The 13,983-nt window shown below is 72.5% G+C and carries 11 protein-coding genes and 1 pseudogene; 3 read left to right on the top strand and 9 right to left on the bottom strand.

Annotated features, from left to right (window positions below; all coding sequences use genetic code 11):
* The 5 genes from AXW62_RS30290 to AXW62_RS30270 all read right to left on the bottom strand — a co-directional run.
* Positions 1 to 1,979, bottom strand: a 1,979-nt coding sequence (locus AXW62_RS30290) for a putative bifunctional diguanylate cyclase/phosphodiesterase (RefSeq protein ID WP_060947318.1), incomplete at its 3' end; no start/stop codon positions are given.
* A gap of 314 nt (positions 1,980 to 2,293) precedes the next feature.
* A complete protein-coding gene (gene ligA / locus AXW62_RS30285) occupies positions 2,294 to 4,507 on the bottom strand; it encodes an NAD-dependent DNA ligase LigA (protein WP_060947317.1) in 2,214 nt (737 codons plus the stop codon).
* A 15-nt stretch (positions 4,508 to 4,522) separates the two neighbouring features.
* Positions 4,523 to 5,539, bottom strand: coding sequence for a methionine synthase (locus AXW62_RS30280; RefSeq protein WP_060947316.1), 1,017 nt, complete (start codon positions 5,537 to 5,539; stop codon positions 4,523 to 4,525).
* Positions 5,540 to 5,766: 227 nt separating this feature from the next.
* Positions 5,767 to 6,456 (bottom strand): SDR family oxidoreductase, encoded by a 690-nt coding sequence (locus AXW62_RS30275; protein WP_060947315.1) that lies wholly within the window; start codon positions 6,454 to 6,456, stop codon positions 5,767 to 5,769.
* A 169-nt stretch (positions 6,457 to 6,625) separates the two neighbouring features.
* Positions 6,626 to 7,153, bottom strand: coding sequence for an LOG family protein (locus AXW62_RS30270; RefSeq protein ID WP_060947314.1), 528 nt, complete (start codon positions 7,151 to 7,153; stop codon positions 6,626 to 6,628).
* Positions 7,154 to 7,304: 151 nt separating this feature from the next.
* On the opposite strand from AXW62_RS30270, the gene AXW62_RS30265 reads away from it, so the two are divergent.
* A complete protein-coding gene (locus AXW62_RS30265; protein WP_079115875.1) occupies positions 7,305 to 7,865 on the top strand; it encodes a Uma2 family endonuclease in 561 nt (186 codons plus the stop codon).
* Between the two features lie 51 nt (positions 7,866 to 7,916).
* Here the strand turns inward: AXW62_RS30265 and mnmA are convergent, their stop codons facing one another.
* Both mnmA and AXW62_RS30255 read right to left on the bottom strand, forming a co-directional pair.
* Entirely contained in the window at positions 7,917 to 9,077 is a 1,161-nt protein-coding gene (gene mnmA / locus AXW62_RS30260) for a tRNA 2-thiouridine(34) synthase MnmA (RefSeq protein WP_060947312.1), read from the bottom strand.
* A gap of 59 nt (positions 9,078 to 9,136) precedes the next feature.
* Positions 9,137 to 10,048, bottom strand: coding sequence for a TIGR03619 family F420-dependent LLM class oxidoreductase (locus tag AXW62_RS30255; RefSeq protein WP_060947311.1), 912 nt, complete (start codon positions 10,046 to 10,048; stop codon positions 9,137 to 9,139).
* Between the two features lie 164 nt (positions 10,049 to 10,212).
* Here AXW62_RS30255 and AXW62_RS30250 point away from each other — a divergent pair, with 164 nt between their 5' ends.
* A complete protein-coding gene (locus tag AXW62_RS30250; protein WP_060947310.1) occupies positions 10,213 to 10,890 on the top strand; it encodes an N-acetylmuramoyl-L-alanine amidase in 678 nt (225 codons plus the stop codon).
* Positions 10,891 to 11,119: 229 nt separating this feature from the next.
* Here AXW62_RS30250 and AXW62_RS30245 read toward each other — a convergent pair whose 3' ends face one another.
* Complete coding sequence (locus tag AXW62_RS30245) at positions 11,120 to 12,289, bottom strand: cysteine desulfurase family protein (RefSeq protein ID WP_060947309.1); 1,170 nt, start codon at positions 12,287 to 12,289, stop codon at positions 11,120 to 11,122.
* Positions 12,290 to 12,577: 288 nt separating this feature from the next.
* Between AXW62_RS30245 and AXW62_RS30240 the strand changes: the two are divergent.
* Positions 12,578 to 12,820, top strand: a pseudogene (locus tag AXW62_RS30240) (alpha/beta fold hydrolase); the annotation flags it as partial.
* Positions 12,821 to 12,885: 65 nt separating this feature from the next.
* On the opposite strand, the gene AXW62_RS30235 reads toward AXW62_RS30240, so the two are convergent.
* Positions 12,886 to 13,764, bottom strand: a complete 879-nt coding sequence (locus tag AXW62_RS30235; protein ID WP_030823594.1) for an SRPBCC family protein — start codon at positions 13,762 to 13,764, stop codon at positions 12,886 to 12,888.
* Positions 13,765 to 13,983 lie beyond the last annotated feature (219 nt).

The raw sequence follows: 13,983 nt of genomic DNA, 5'->3' as shown, positions 1-13,983 counted from the left end.
GCGGCGGCCACCAGCCAGCCCTGCACCGCGTCGCACCCCAGGTCCCGCAGCCGCTCCCAGGTCTCGTCGTCCTCGACGCCCTCGGCCACCACGAGCAGGCCCAGGGAGTGCGCGAGGTCCACGGTGCAGCGGACGATCTCCGCGTCCTCGTTGTCCACGGCCAGCCGGGCCACGAAGGACCGGTCGATCTTCAGCTCGCTGACCGGCAGCCGCCGCAGGTGGACCAGCGAGGAGTAGCCGGTGCCGAAGTCGTCGAGCGACATCTTCACGCCGTGGCCGGTGAGCCCGGCCAGCGTGTCGGCGGCCCGCTGCGGGTCCTCCAGCAGGACGTGCTCGGTTATCTCCAGCTGCAGGGCGCCCGCCGGGACCCCGTGCCGGGCCAGCCGCCCGGCGACCGCGCCCGCGAAACCGGGGGTGTGGACATCGCGCGGGGAGACGTTGACGGCGACCGGCACCTCGAGGCCGTCGGCACGCCACCGGGCGACCTGGCCCAGCGCCGTCTCCAGGACGTACTCGGTCAGCCGGGGCATCAGCCCGGAACTCTCGGCCATGGAGATGAACTCGTCCGGCGGCACCTTCCCCCGGTCCGGGTGCACCCAGCGGACCAGCGCCTCCAGACCGGCCACATGTCCGTCGAAGCCGACCTTGGGCTGGTAGTGCAGCTCGACGTCGCCCGCGTCCAGGGCGCGCCGCAGATCGCCGAGAAGGCCGAGCCGGTCGGGGGTGTTGCCGTCCCGCCGCGCCTCGTACAGCTCGACACCGCTGCGGTCCCGCTTGGCCTGGTACATCGCGACGTCGGCGCGGCGCAGCAGCCCCTCGGCGTCCAGCGCGTGGTCGGGGTAGACGGCGACCCCGGCGCTGGCCTCCAGCACCAGGGTCAGCCCGTCCAGATCGAGGGGGGAACCGAGATCGCCGACGAGCACGCGGGCGCTGCGCTGGGCGCTGGTGAGCGAGTCGGTGGTGGGCAGCAGGACCGCGAACTCGTCGCCGCCGAGCCGGGCCACCTCCGCCCCGCGCGGCAGGGCCAGCCGCAGCCGCTCGGCGATCTGGAGCAGCAGCCGGTCACCGGCCAGATGGCCCAGGGTGTCGTTGACCGAACGGAACCGGTCCAGGTCCAGCAGCACCAGCGCGCTCCGGGTGCCGGCCCGCTCGGACTCGTCCAGCGCGGTCCAGGTGCGCTCCAGCAGCCACTGGCGGTTGGGCAGTCCGGTGAGCGGATCGCGCAGCTGCTCCTCGGCGCGGACCCGGGCGATCCACAGCGTGGAGTCGAGGGCGACCAGCGGCACCGCGAACAGCGGGAGCAGCAGCGGCACGTCCCCGGCGACGACGACGATCAGGGGGGCAATGCCGAGCAGCGCGATGCCGACGAGGGCCTGCCGGACGAGGGCGGTGCGGGCGACGGTGGGCAGTCCGGCGCCGGGCGGGGCGAGGGAGCACCACAACAGGGCGCGGGTCACCGCGAGATAGACGAAGGCGGTCAGGGCCGTCTGGGGGATGGCGGACACGTCCCAGGCGTCGGTGTACCAGGGGTGCTCGACGGAGGGGGTGGTGCCGAAGGCGGCGAGGGTGAGGGCGGCGGCGCCCACCCCGAGGATGTCGACCGCGCCGTGCAGGGCCGCCTGCCGCCAGCGGTGCCGGCGGGCGGCGCCGACCAGGACGACCACCGCGAGGCTGACCAGCACGGCCGGAATCCAGCCGTAGAGCAGCAGCGCGGCCAGGGTTAACGCGGCCCCGGAGCCGGTGCCGCCCCACCAGCGGTCGCGGCCGAGGGCGACCAGATGGCCGACGATGATTCCGGTGAGCACGGCGAGCGACCAGCCCACGGTGCCGTCGGGAAAGAGCGCGTTGCCCGCGTCGAGCACTCGGAACACTCCGATGCCGAGTGCGAAAGCGGCCATGGCGACCGCCGCGGCGGGCAGCGCGGGCAGCACGGCCCGGCGCAGCCGCGACGCCGGAGCGGCGCTTTCGGTCGGTTTCATACCCGTCCCTCTCACAGCCGGCGGTGCCAGCGCCACGGCAGGCGCACACCTCAACAGTAGGCGGCAGAAGGGGAAGACGGGCGGCGATCGGCGACGGTTCCCCGAATGCCGCCCGACGATCCTTGACCTTCTGCTATGCGCTGTAAGGGTGATGCCCGCCGGCTGTGCCCGGGAAGTGCTCCCAGTCGTAATCCGGCCAGCTTTGGACCCGTTGAACGGACAAGATGGCCGGACCACTGCGCCGGATGGGTGGAGCGACTACTCCAACCGCCGCTCCACAGGCGGCCGGTACCGCTTCCGCACTACTCGCCGCACTACCCCCCGGACTGCTCCCCGGCCTCTTCCGGAGGCGTCAACGCGACCTCTCGCGCCGCGTCAGGTCCCTGTTCGAGCAGGACGCGGAATCCGTCCTCATCGAGTACGGGAACCTTCACCTGCATGGCCTTGTCGTACTTGGAACCCGGATTGTCGCCGACTACGACGAAATCCGTCTTTTTCGAAACCGATCCGGTGACTTTGGCGCCACGGCTCTGCAGCGCTTCCTTGGCCCCGTCCCGGGTGTACGACTGCAGCGTTCCGGTGACCACGACGGTGAGCCCCGCCAGCGGACGCGGGCCTTCGTCCTCGCCGCCCGCCTCCTCCAGCCGGACCCCGGCCCGCCGCCATTTCTCGACGATCTCGCGGTGCCAGTCGACCGCGAACCACTCCTTGACCGAGGCGGCGATGGTCGACCCCACCCCCTCCACGGCCGCCAGCTCCTCCTCGTCCGCCTCGGCGATCCGGTCCAGGGAACGGAATTCACGGGCCAGCGCGGTGGCCGCGACGGGGCCGACATGACGGATCGAAAGGCCGGTGATGATCCGGGCCAGCGGGCGCTGCTTGGCCGCCTCGATATTGGCCAGCATCGCCAGGGCGTTCTTCTTCGCCTCACCCTTCTGGGTGGCGAAGAAGGTGACGACCTTCTCCTCGCCGGTCTCCGGATCACGCTTGGGCAGTCCGCTGTCCGGGTCCAGTACGTACGACCGAATGGGCAGCAGTTGTTCGATCTTCAGATCGAACAGATCGCCTTCGTCCTTCAGCGGCGGATCGGCGGGTTCCAGCGGCTGGGTGAGGGCGGCCGCGGCGACATAGCCGAGGTTCTCGATGTCCAGGGATTTGCGCCCCGCGAGATAGAAAATCCGCTCGCGCAGCTGCGCCGGGCAGGACCGGCCGTTGGGACACCGCAGATCGACATCGCCTTCCTTGGCGGGCTGCAGCGGCGTATCGCACTCGGGGCAGGTGGCCGGCATCACGAATTCCCGCTCGCTGCCGTCCCGCAGATCGACGACCGGCCCCAGGATCTCCGGAATGACGTCGCCCGCCTTGCGCAGCACGACGGTGTCGCCGATCAGCACGCCTTTGGCCTTCACGACATCCTGGTTGTGCAGGGTCGCGAATTCCACTTCCGAGCCCGCGACCGTGATCGGCTCGACCACCGCATAAGGCGTCACCCGCCCCGTGCGCCCCACGCCCACCCGGATGTCGACCAGCTTGGTGTTGACCTCCTCGGGCGGGAACTTCCAGGCGATCGCCCAGCGCGGCGCCCGGGAGGTGGAGCCGAGCCGCCCCTGGAGCGGGATCTCGTCCAGCTTGACGACCGCGCCGTCGATCTCGTGCTCCACCGAGTGCCGGTGCTCGCTGTCCCCGTAGTACGCGATGTACTCGCGCACGCCCTCGATCGAGTCCACCACCGTGAAGTGGGCGGCGGTCGGCAGCCCCCACTCGTGCAGCAGCTCGTACGCCTGCGACAGCCGGTCGATGTCGAAGCCCTCACGGGCCCCGATGCCGTGCACCACCATGTCCAGCGGCCGGGACGCGGTGACCTTCGGGTCCTTCTGGCGCAGCGAACCCGCCGCCGCGTTCCGGGGGTTGGCGAACGGCGGCTTGCCCGCCTCCACCAGCCGGGCGTTCAGCTCGGCGAACCGCTCCCGGGGCAGGAAGACCTCGCCGCGCACCTCCACCAGCGCCGGGACGCGGTCGCCCTTGAGCCGGTTGGGGATCTTGGCGATGGTCCGCACATTGGGGGTGATGTCCTCGCCGGTGCGGCCGTCGCCACGGGTCGCGGCGCGGGTCAGCCGCCCGTGCTCATAGGTGAGGTTGACCGCGAGGCCGTCCACCTTCAGCTCGCACAGGAAGTGGTACGAGCCGCTGCCCAGTTCCTTGGCGATGCGGTCCGCCCAGGTGGCCAGCTCCTCGTCGTCGAAGGCGTTGTCCAGGCTGAGCATCCGCTCACGGTGCTGGACCTCGGTGAACTCCGTCTCGTACGCCCCCGCGACCTTCTGGGTCGGCGAATCGGGCGTCCTGAGCGGGGGATGCTCCTCCTCCAGCGCCTCCAGCGCGCGCAGCAGCTTGTCGAACTCCGCATCGCTGATGACCGGCGCGTCCTTCACGTAGTACCGGAAGCGGTGCTCCTCGATCTGCTCAGCGAGCCTGGCGTGCCTCTCCCGCGCCTCGGCGGGGACCTCCTTTGACTGCTGTTCGCCGGCCACCGTGTCGTCCTCCCGTTACTCAGGGTTGTCCGCGAGCCATCTCGCCGCCCGGACGCAGTGGGCCAGCGCGGCGCGGGCGTACCCGGGCGAGGCGCCCGCGAGCCCGCACGACGGGGTGATCACCACCGACTCCGCGAGAGTCCCCGGTGACAGCCCCAGCCTGCGCCACAGCGTCCTGACACCCCCGACGCTACCGGCAGGGTCCGACAATGGGGTGTCCGTGCCCGGTACCGCGCCGATGAGCAGCGCCGTACCGCCCTCCACGGCTTCCCCGATCGCCTCCTCCTCACTCTCCGTGAGCAGCGACAGATCGAAGGAGATCCCCGTGACGCCCGCGCGCCGCAGCAGTCCGAACGGCACGGCCGGCGCGCACGAGTGCACCACCACGGGCCCCTCGGCCGCCTCCACCAGAGCCCGCAGCGCGCCCTCGACCACGCCCCGGTCCACGGCGGCATGGGTGCGGTAGCCGCTGGCCGTACGGACGCTCCCGCGCAGTACCGGCGTCAGCGACGGCTCGTCGAGCTGGAGCACCACCTCGGCGCCCGGCACCCGGCGGCGCACCTCCGCCAGATGGGCACGCACCCCCTCGGCGAGCGAGGCGGTCAGATCGCGGCAGGCGCCCGGGTCGCCCAGCGCGGCCTCGCCGCCGCGCAGCTCGAGGGAGGCGGCCAGGGTCCAGGGCCCCACGGCCGACACCTTGAGCGCGCCCTGGTACCCCTGGGTGAACTCCTCCAGCGCGTCGAGGTCCTCGCCCAGCCAGGAGCGCGCCCGCCGGGTGTCCCGGCCCGGCCGGTCGCTGATCCGCCAGCCGCTCGGCTCCACATGCGCGTACAGCTCGACCAGCATTCCGGCGGTACGCCCGATCATGTCCGCGCCGGGCCCCCGCGCGGGCAGCTCCGGCAGATACGGCAGGGCCTCCAGCGATCCGGTGACGGTCTTCACGGCCTCCCGCGCGTCGCCGCCCGGCATCGATCCGACGCCACTCGCGACCCCGGGGCCCCACGGGTGCGTTTGGGTGCTCTTCTCGCTCACCCGGGAAGCCTAAGCGCTGCGCCGGCAGTGCCCTTGCCGGAGGCGCCCGCCGGATGCTCCGCGGGGCGCCCCCACGGGACGCGTTCCGCGATGCCGTCGATCGTCCGCGGCGCCGTCGTGGCCGGTCACGCCCACGCGGCCCCACGCGGCGGAGGCCCGCCCTCCCGGGGCCCTCGTCGGGCGCCTGGCGCGTCCGGGACGTGCCACGCGCGGCCCAGCCGCGGTGCTCAGCCGCGCGGCCGCACCTGGAGGTCGGTGATCTCGGCGTCGCGCGGCAGGTCGAGCGCCGCCAGGATGGTGCTCGCCACGGTCTCCGGCGCGATCCAGCGCTCCGCCTCGTACTCCTTGCCCTCCTGCTGGTGCACCTTCACCTGCATCGGGGTGGCGGTGCGCCCCGGGTAGACCGTCGTCACCCGTACGCCGTTGCCGCTCTCCTCCGCGCGCAGCGCGTCGGCCAGCGCCTTGAGCCCGTGCTTGCTGGCGGCGTACGCGGCCCACTGGGGGTTGGCGCGCAGTCCGGCGCCCGAGTTGACGAAGACGACGTGCCCCTGGGACGCCCGCAGCTGGGGCAGCAGCAGCCGGGTCAGCTCGGCGGGCGCCACGAGGTTGGCGGCGAGCTGGCGGTTCCATGCCTTCGGGGTCAGCTCCCCGACCTCGCCCAGGTCGACCACTCCGGCGATGTGCAGCAGCGAGTCCAGCCGGTCGGGCAGCGTCTGGTGACCGAACGCCCACGACAGCTTCTCCGGGTCCGCCAGGTCACCGACGACCGTCCGCACCCCCGGGAACCGCCCCGCCAGCTCCTTCGCCCGCCCCGCGTCCCGCGCGAGCAGCCACAGCTCCTCGCCGCGCTCGGCCAGCCGCTCGGTGACCGCCGCGCCGATGCCCGAGCCTGCCCCAGTGATCACATGCGTTCCCATGGCCCCCAGCTTGCCTCACCCAGGGGTGCGCCCCGACGACGGTCCCGGCTTGGCGCGATCCCATGCCCGGAACGGGGGCGGGCTTCCCGCCGGGCACCCCCGTCCGGTAACGGGCACGGTGCTCTCGGTAACGGGCGCGCGGGCTGGACCGACTCCAGGTACGTCCGGGCTAGACCGACTCCAGGTACGTCATGGCCTCCACCCCGTTCTCCGCGAAGAAGACCAGGTCGCTGAGCGGCACCGGCAGGAACCCCTCCGCCTCCATCCGCTGGAACTGCTGCTTCAGACCGTCGTAGAACCCCGCCGCGTTGAGCAGCACCACCGGCTTGATGTGCAGCCCGTGCTTCTTCAGCTCCAGGATCTCGGTCGCCTCGTCCAGCGTCCCGGTCCCGCCGACCATGATCACCACGGCGTCGGCACGGGCCAGCAGCTGCGCCTTGCGCTCGGCGAGGTCCTTGGTGATCACCATCTCGTCGGCGTTCGCCCGGGCCTTGGCGGCGAGGAACTCCACGGAGATTCCGACCAGCCGCCCGCCGTGCTCCTGCACGCCGTCCGCCATCACCTTCATCAGCCCGCTGTCGGACCCGCCCCACACCAGCGTGTGACCGCCCTTGCCGATCAACTCGGCGAATTCGCGGGCGGGGGCGGTGTAGCGGTCGTCGAGGTCGGCGGCGGAGCAGAAGACGCAGATATTCATGCCCGTTACTCTACGAGCCGGGTCGGACACCCTCACCCACCCGCACGGCAGGCCGGCGATGAGGCGGTGAGCAACCGCGCTGATTGTGTGCGGGGGGCGCATACGCGCAGCTACCCTGGCAAAAGCCAGGATCACGAGGGGAGGGCACACCATGACGGCGCAGATGGAGAGCCCAGTGCAGACCGAACAGATGCGGCGCTTCGCGGAGTTCGACGCGGCATTCCCGGACTACCACGCCGAGATGATCGATGGAGAGGTCTACGTCAGCACCGTGGTTACCAGCCCACATGGGCAGATGGTCATGGCCATCGGAGCCCAGCTCATGTCCAAGTGGTGTGTCATGACGGAGGTCGACACCGTCTACGACGGGTGGCACGGCACGACGCTGCTCAGGCCGGACATCTCCGTCGTCGATTCTTCTCACCGCGGCACACGGCTCGCCAAATTCCCCGCCGATGAGATCATCCTCGTGGGCGAGGTCGTCTCGGAGTCCAACCCCGAGAACGACACCGAGAAGAAGGTCAAGAAGTACGCCGTCGCCGGGATCCCGTACTACCTGATCGTCAACCCCATCGAGGGAAAGTGCCTGCTGCACTCGCTGCCAAGCGGGGACCACTACCGCGCGTCGTTGGAGACCGACTTCGGTGACCCGGTACCGATCGGTGACCCGATCGACGCGGCACTCGACACTACGGCGCTCTACACCTACTGAACGCCATCACGTCGGCGTGTCGCTGTTTGGTGCGAGCGGGAGGCGTCGACCTCAGCTCGCCGTCGCCGTCCGGGCTGCCGCCCGCTCGGTCGTGGCGATGGTCGCCGAGCCGACGACGCGGGTGTCGTCGTAGAGCACGATCGCCTGGCCGGGGGCGACGCCCCGTACCGGCTCGGTGAAGGTCACCCGCAGCTCGGTGCCCCCGATCAGCTCGGCCGTCACCTCGGTCTCGCCGCCGTGGGCGCGCAGCTGGGCGGTGTAGGTGCCGGGGCCCGCCGGGGGGGCGCCGCACCAGCGCGGCTTGATGGCGGTGAGGGCGGCGACGTCCAGGGCCTCGACGGGGCCGACCGTGACCGTGTTGTTCACCGGGGAGATGTCCAGGACGTAGCGCGGCTTGCCGTCCGGCGCCGGGTGGCCGATGCGCAGGCCCTTGCGCTGGCCGATGGTGAAGCCGTACGCGCCCTCGTGGGTGCCCAGCGTGCGGCCGTCCTCGTCGACGATGTCGCCCTCGGCCGTGCCGAGGTGCTTGGCCAGGAAGCCCTGGGTGTCGCCGTCGGCGATGAAGCAGATGTCGTGGCTGTCGGGCTTCTTGGCCACGGCCAGGCCCCGCCGCTCCGCCTCCGCGCGGATCTCGTCCTTGGTGGTCAGGGTGTCGCCGAGGGGGAACATCGCGTGGGCGAGCTGGCGCTCGTCGAGCACCCCGAGGACGTAGGACTGGTCCTTGGCCATGTCGCTGGCGCGGTGCAGCTCCCGCGAGCCGTCCTCGCGGGTGACGATCGTGGCGTAGTGCCCGGTGCAGACGGCGTCGAAGCCCAGGGCGAGGGCCTTGTCCAGCAGCGCGGCGAACTTGATCTTCTCGTTGCAGCGCAGGCACGGGTTGGGGGTGCGGCCCGCCTGGTACTCGGCGATGAAGTCCTCGACCACGTCCTCGCGGAAGCGCTCGGCGAGGTCCCACACGTAGAACGGGATGCCGATCACATCGGCGGCGCGCCGGGCGTCCCGCGAGTCCTCGATGGTGCAACAGCCGCGGGCGCCGGTGCGGAAGGACTGCGGATTGGCGGAGAGCGCGAGGTGGACGCCGGTCACGTCGTGGCCCGCCTCGGCGGCCCGCGCGGCGGCGACCGCGGAGTCCACGCCGCCGGACATGGCGGCGAGGACGCGCAGCCGACGGCCGTCGCGGGGACCTGTGGGCGCACCGGGGAAGTCAGTCATAACCTCACCAGCGTATCGCTACGTATGCGACGACATTCTGGGCAGCCCCAGAGGCACGCTCAGCTGGCCCGCGCCCGCTCCAGCACCCGCTGGACCAGGTCCAGGGCCTGGCCGGGGTTCTCCGCCAGATAGATCAGATCGACGAAGGCGTGCTGGATGCCCGCCTCCCGCCCGGCCCGGACCAGGGTTGTCGCGATGTCGTCCACGGAGGCTCCGACGCCCGGGTTGATCCGCAGGATCGCGTCGAACGCCGCCGGGTCGCGCCCCTCCCGTTCGACCGCCGCCCGCGCCCCGCCCAGCTGCTCGGTGAGCGCGGCGACGGGGTCGGGGGATCCGGACTTCGCGGGGATGACCGCGACGGGCAGCCAGCCGTCGGCGCGCCGGGCCATCCGGCGCACGGCCGCGGGGGCGAAGGCGGCGAGGTAGACCGGCGGGTGGGGGCGGGAGGCCGGTTTGAGGTCGACGTGCGAGGCGGGCACGGTCCAGTGCTCGCCCCGGTACTCGACCGGGTTCTCGGTCCACCAGGCGTTCAGGGCGTCGAGGCATTCGTCCAGGCGCCGGCCGCGCTCGGCCATGGGGACGTCCACCGCCTGGTACTCCTCGGGGGACCAGCCGGTGCCCAGTCCCACCAGCAGCCGGCCCCCGCTGAGCAGATCGATGGTGGTGAGGGAGCGGGCGAGCACCGCGGGCGGGTACCAGGGGGCGTTGATGACATCGGTGCCGAGCTGGACCCGCTCGGTGGCCGCCGCGGCGGCGGCCAGCACGGTGAAGGGGTCCAGGGCCGCCCGGAATTCCGGCGGGATCACATCGGTGCCCGCGTAGCCGACGCTCGGGTCGACCGGGGCGATGAGCCGGTCCCCGACCCAGAGGCTGTCCGCGCCGAGTTCCTCGGCCCGGCGCGCGAACCGCGCGATCTCCTCGGGGTGGTGGGCCAGCGGGCCGAACTGGGGAAGGGCGAATCCGATGCGCATACCGTCAGCTCCTCGTCGAGCGGATGGACCCGAACCCTAGACAGTTCAACGTTCATCTATGCCCGGGGCCAGAGGGCGACGGCGCGGAACGAAGGGTTCCCGCCATGATCGCACCAGCGCGGCCTTCCGGAACCGAATGGCGCCCGCCGCGCGTTGGGTGTTCCGTGAGCGAGACCACGACCGGCGGCGGACGCCGCGTCAGCAGGCGCAGGCTGCTGCTCGGCGGCTCGGCCGCAGGGCTCGGCGCGGCCGGTGTCGCGGCCTACGCCGCGCGGGACGATCTGGCCCGGATGTGGTGGCGGCTGCCCGGCATCGAGAAGCCGCGCACGGCGGGCGCGGTCGACCAGCCCGGCGCGGAGTGGATCGCCGCCTCGGGGGCGAACTGGCGGTGGGCGGACCGGCCGGACGACTACCCCATCGACCGGGTGGTGATCCATGTGGTCCAGGGCAGTTACGACGACGCGGTGCGGGTCTTCAAGGACCCCCGGCACCTCGCCGCGGCGCACTACATCGTGCGCCGCGACGGGCACATCGCCCAGATGGTGCGCGAGCTGGACGTGGCGTTCCACGCGGGAAACCGTCCGTACAACGAGCGCAGCATCGGCATCGAGCACGAGGGGTTCGTCAGCCGGCCGAGCTCGTTCACGGACGCGATGTACCGCTCCTCGGCCCGGCTGACCGCGTCCATCTGCGAGCGGTACGGCATACCGAGGGACCGCGAGCACATCGTCGGCCATGTGGAGGTGCCGGGCACCGATCACACCGACCCGGGCCGCCACTGGGACTGGGACCGCTATATGCGGCTGGTGCGCGCGGTGCGGGTGAAGCGGGCGGCCGGCTGACAGGCGGCTGACGGGCCCGTGAAGGGCGGATCAGGCCGCCGCGGTCCTCCCCGTTTTCCGTCCTCCCGTATTCCGTCCTCCCCGTTTCCCGTCCTCCCCGTTTCCCGTCCTCCCCGTTTTCCGTCCTCCCCGTTTTCCAGCGCGGACCGCTGATCCGTGGGTGAGGTGGCATGGCCGGGAGAACCCGGCGCGTTCCCTGGCCATGACGGGCGCGTTCCGGTGGGGGCCGTCAGCTCAGCCCCGCGCCGCGCGCCCGCTCCACCGCCGGGCCGATCGCCTCCGCGACGGCCTCGACATCGGCCTTGGTCGAGGTGTGGCCGAACGAGAAGCGCAGGGTGCCGCGGGCCAGGTCGGGGTCGCTGCCGGTGGCCAGGACCACATGGCTGGGCTGGGCGACACCGGCCGTACAGGCCGAGCCCGTCGAGCACTCGATGCCCTGCGCGTCCAGCAGCAGGAGCAGCGAATCGCCCTCACAGCCGGGGAAGGAGAAGTGGGCATTGGCCGGGAGCCGGCCCGCCGGGTCGGGGTCGCCGCCGAGGACCGCGTCGGGAACGGCCGTACGGACGGCGGTGATCAGCGCGTCGCGCAGGGCGCCGATCTCGCGGGCGAACTCCTCACGGTGCTCGGTGGCGTGCGCCCCGGCGACGGCGAAGGCGGCGATGGCCGGGGTGTCCAGGGTTCCGGAGCGCACCTGGCGCTCCTGACCGCCGCCGTGCAGCACCGGCACGGGGGTGTGCTCACGGCCGAGCAGCAGCGCGCCGATGCCGTAGGGACCGCCTATCTTGTGCCCGCTGACGGTCATCGCGGCCAGCCCCGAGGCGGCGAAGTCGATCTCGACCTGACCGAACGCCTGGACCGCGTCGGCGTGCAGCGGAACGCCGAACTCGGCGGCGGTGGCGGCGAGTTCGCGGACCGGCTGGATGGTGCCGATCTCGTTGTTGGCCCACATCACGGTGGCCAGGGCGACGTCCGACGGGTCACGGGCGATCGCCTCGCGCAGCGCGTCGGGGTGGACCCGCCCGAAGGAGTCGACCGGCAGCCATTCGACCCGCGCGCCCTCGTGCTCGGCGAGCCAGTCGACCGCGTCGAGGACGGCGTGGTGCTCGACGGGGCTGGCGAGCACCCGGACACGGGCCGGGTCGGCGGCCCTGCGGGACCAGTAGAGCCCCTTGACCGCGAGATTGTCCGCCTCGGTCCCGCCGGCGGTGAAGACCACCTCGCTCGGGCGGGCGCCCAGCGAGGCGGCGAGGGATTCACGCGACTCCTCGACGGTACGGCGGGCACGCCGGCCGGCGGCGTGCAGCGAGGAGGCGTTGCCCGTGACGGCAAGCTGGGCGGTCATCGCCTGCACCGCCTCCGGGAGCATCGGGGTGGTGGCGGCGTGGTCGAGATAAACCATGGTGGCCTCGATTCTACGAGGCGTTGTGGGGGCGCGTACCGCATGCGCGCGCATGGCTTCAGCGCCGCCCGCTCCGTACCGCCTCCCCGTACCGCGCCGCCGTACCGCCTCCCCGTACCGCGCCGCCGCACCGCCTGCCTGTACCGCGCCGCCGCACCGCCTCCCCGTACCGCGCCGCCGCACCGCCTGCCTGTACCGCGCCGCCGCACCGCCTCCCCGTACCGCGCCGCCGTGCCACCCTGCCGCGCTCCTCGACAACGACTGTAAGGAGTGTCTACGGTTTCACTCATGACAGGCACGGAGTGGAACCTCGACCGCACCCACCGCAGCTCCTCCGGCGAGGTCCGCTGGGCCGCGCTCGGCGCACCGGACGCGCCGCCGGTCGTGCTGCTGCACGGCACCCCGTTCTCGTCGTATGTGTGGAGGGGCCCGGCCCGTGCGCTGGCCGGCCGCCACCGGGTGTTCGTCTGGAACATGCCGGGCTACGGGGCGTCCGAGAAGCAGGCCGGCCAGGACGTCTCACTGGCCGCGCCCACCCCCTCCGCCAAGGGGCGCCTCGCGGCGGTAGCCGGGGGTGGAAGGGCCGCCCACGACGTCTAGCTCTTCATCCTCAGCAGTTTCGCGGCCAGGAGGCCGAGGTGGTGGCGCCAAGAGGCCAGGGCTTCGGCGCGGTACTCCTCCGCGCCCGCCGGGCCGGTCTGGGTCAGGATGAGGCGGGCGCCGTGGCCGGTGCCCTGGGTCAGCTCCCAGCGAACCGTTCCGGCGGGGCGGCCGCCGCGCTCCCACTCGTAGCTGAGCACCCGTGGCGGCCGGGCCTCGGTGATGGGACCGGCCGTGACCGCGTCCGTGCGGAAGCCGAGGGGGACCTGCGCACCGGCCGCCGGTTCGGCGGTGTCGGCGGCCGGGCCGGTCAGCGCCTGCCACGCCGTCTCGGCGGGGCGGACCAGCTGGCGCTCGAAGCGCAGCCGCCAGCCGCCGTCCTCGGTGGTCTCCACCGTCCCCTCGGCCAGCCCGAACGCCTCGACGTACTTCTCGTGCAGCTCGGCCATGTCGTCGCGGGCGGTGTCCTCGCCGCCGAGCAGGTCCGCGAGACCGGTGAGGCAGGCGTGCCAGCCGGAGGCGAAGCTGGCGGCGCCGAAGCGGTCGCCGAAGGTGTGGGTGAGGGTCAGCACACAGCCGTCGCCCTCGGGGCGCAGCTCCCAGCGCAGCTCGTCGTCGCCCCAGGTGAAGGCGAAGACGTGGGGCGGGTCGAGCTCGGTGACGACTCCGTCCATGTCCGGGGCCTCGCGGCCGGGGAAGACGAAGCCCATCCTGCCCCCGGTCCGCAGCTCGACCCGGACCTCGGAGGGGAACCAGCGGGCGAGCTGGGCGGGCTCGGTCAGTGCCCGCCAGACCTTCTCGGGGGGATGGGCGAACCGGCGCTCGAGGCGCAGGGCCGAGCGGCCGCCGCCGGTCTGGCGGAGGGTGTCCTTCATCGCGCTTCTCCGTCGGGTGCGTCTGGGTCTTCGGAGTTTCCGGAGGCTTCGGGGTTTCCGGAGTCTTCGGGGCTTTCGGGGTCTTCCGGCTCGCGCGCTTCGCGGGATTCCGGTTCGCGGGCTTCGCGTGCTTCCGGCTCACGGCCTGCCGGGTCTCCCGGGTCACCCAGCTCGCGCGCTTCGCGAGCTTCCGGGTCACGGTCTCCCGGCTCACGGGCT

The organism is Streptomyces hygroscopicus subsp. hygroscopicus (genome assembly GCF_001553455.1).
Lineage (GTDB): Bacteria > Actinomycetota > Actinomycetes > Streptomycetales > Streptomycetaceae > Streptomyces > Streptomyces hygroscopicus.
Note: the sequence above shows the minus strand (reverse complement) of the source record. Positions and strands in the feature narration are given on the sequence as shown.

Bases quoted from the DNA above. Each gene is read 5' to 3' on its own strand.
- AXW62_RS30255 (WP_060947311.1), bottom strand. From the start codon at position 10,048: ATGCGCATCGGATTCGCCCTTCCCCAGTTCGGCCCGCTGGCCCACCAC.
- AXW62_RS30265 (WP_079115875.1), top strand. From the start codon at position 7,305: ATGACGGCGCAGATGGAGAGCCCAGTGCAGACCGAACAGATGCGGCGC.
- AXW62_RS30270 (WP_060947314.1), bottom strand. From the start codon at position 7,153: ATGAATATCTGCGTCTTCTGCTCCGCCGCCGACCTCGACGACCGCTAC.
- AXW62_RS30275 (WP_060947315.1), bottom strand. From the start codon at position 6,456: ATGGGAACGCATGTGATCACTGGGGCAGGCTCGGGCATCGGCGCGGCG.
- mnmA (WP_060947312.1), bottom strand. From the start codon at position 9,077: ATGACTGACTTCCCCGGTGCGCCCACAGGTCCCCGCGACGGCCGTCGG.
- AXW62_RS30245 (WP_060947309.1), bottom strand. From the start codon at position 12,289: ATGGTTTATCTCGACCACGCCGCCACCACCCCGATGCTCCCGGAGGCG.
- AXW62_RS30235 (WP_030823594.1), bottom strand. From the start codon at position 13,764: ATGAAGGACACCCTCCGCCAGACCGGCGGCGGCCGCTCGGCCCTGCGC.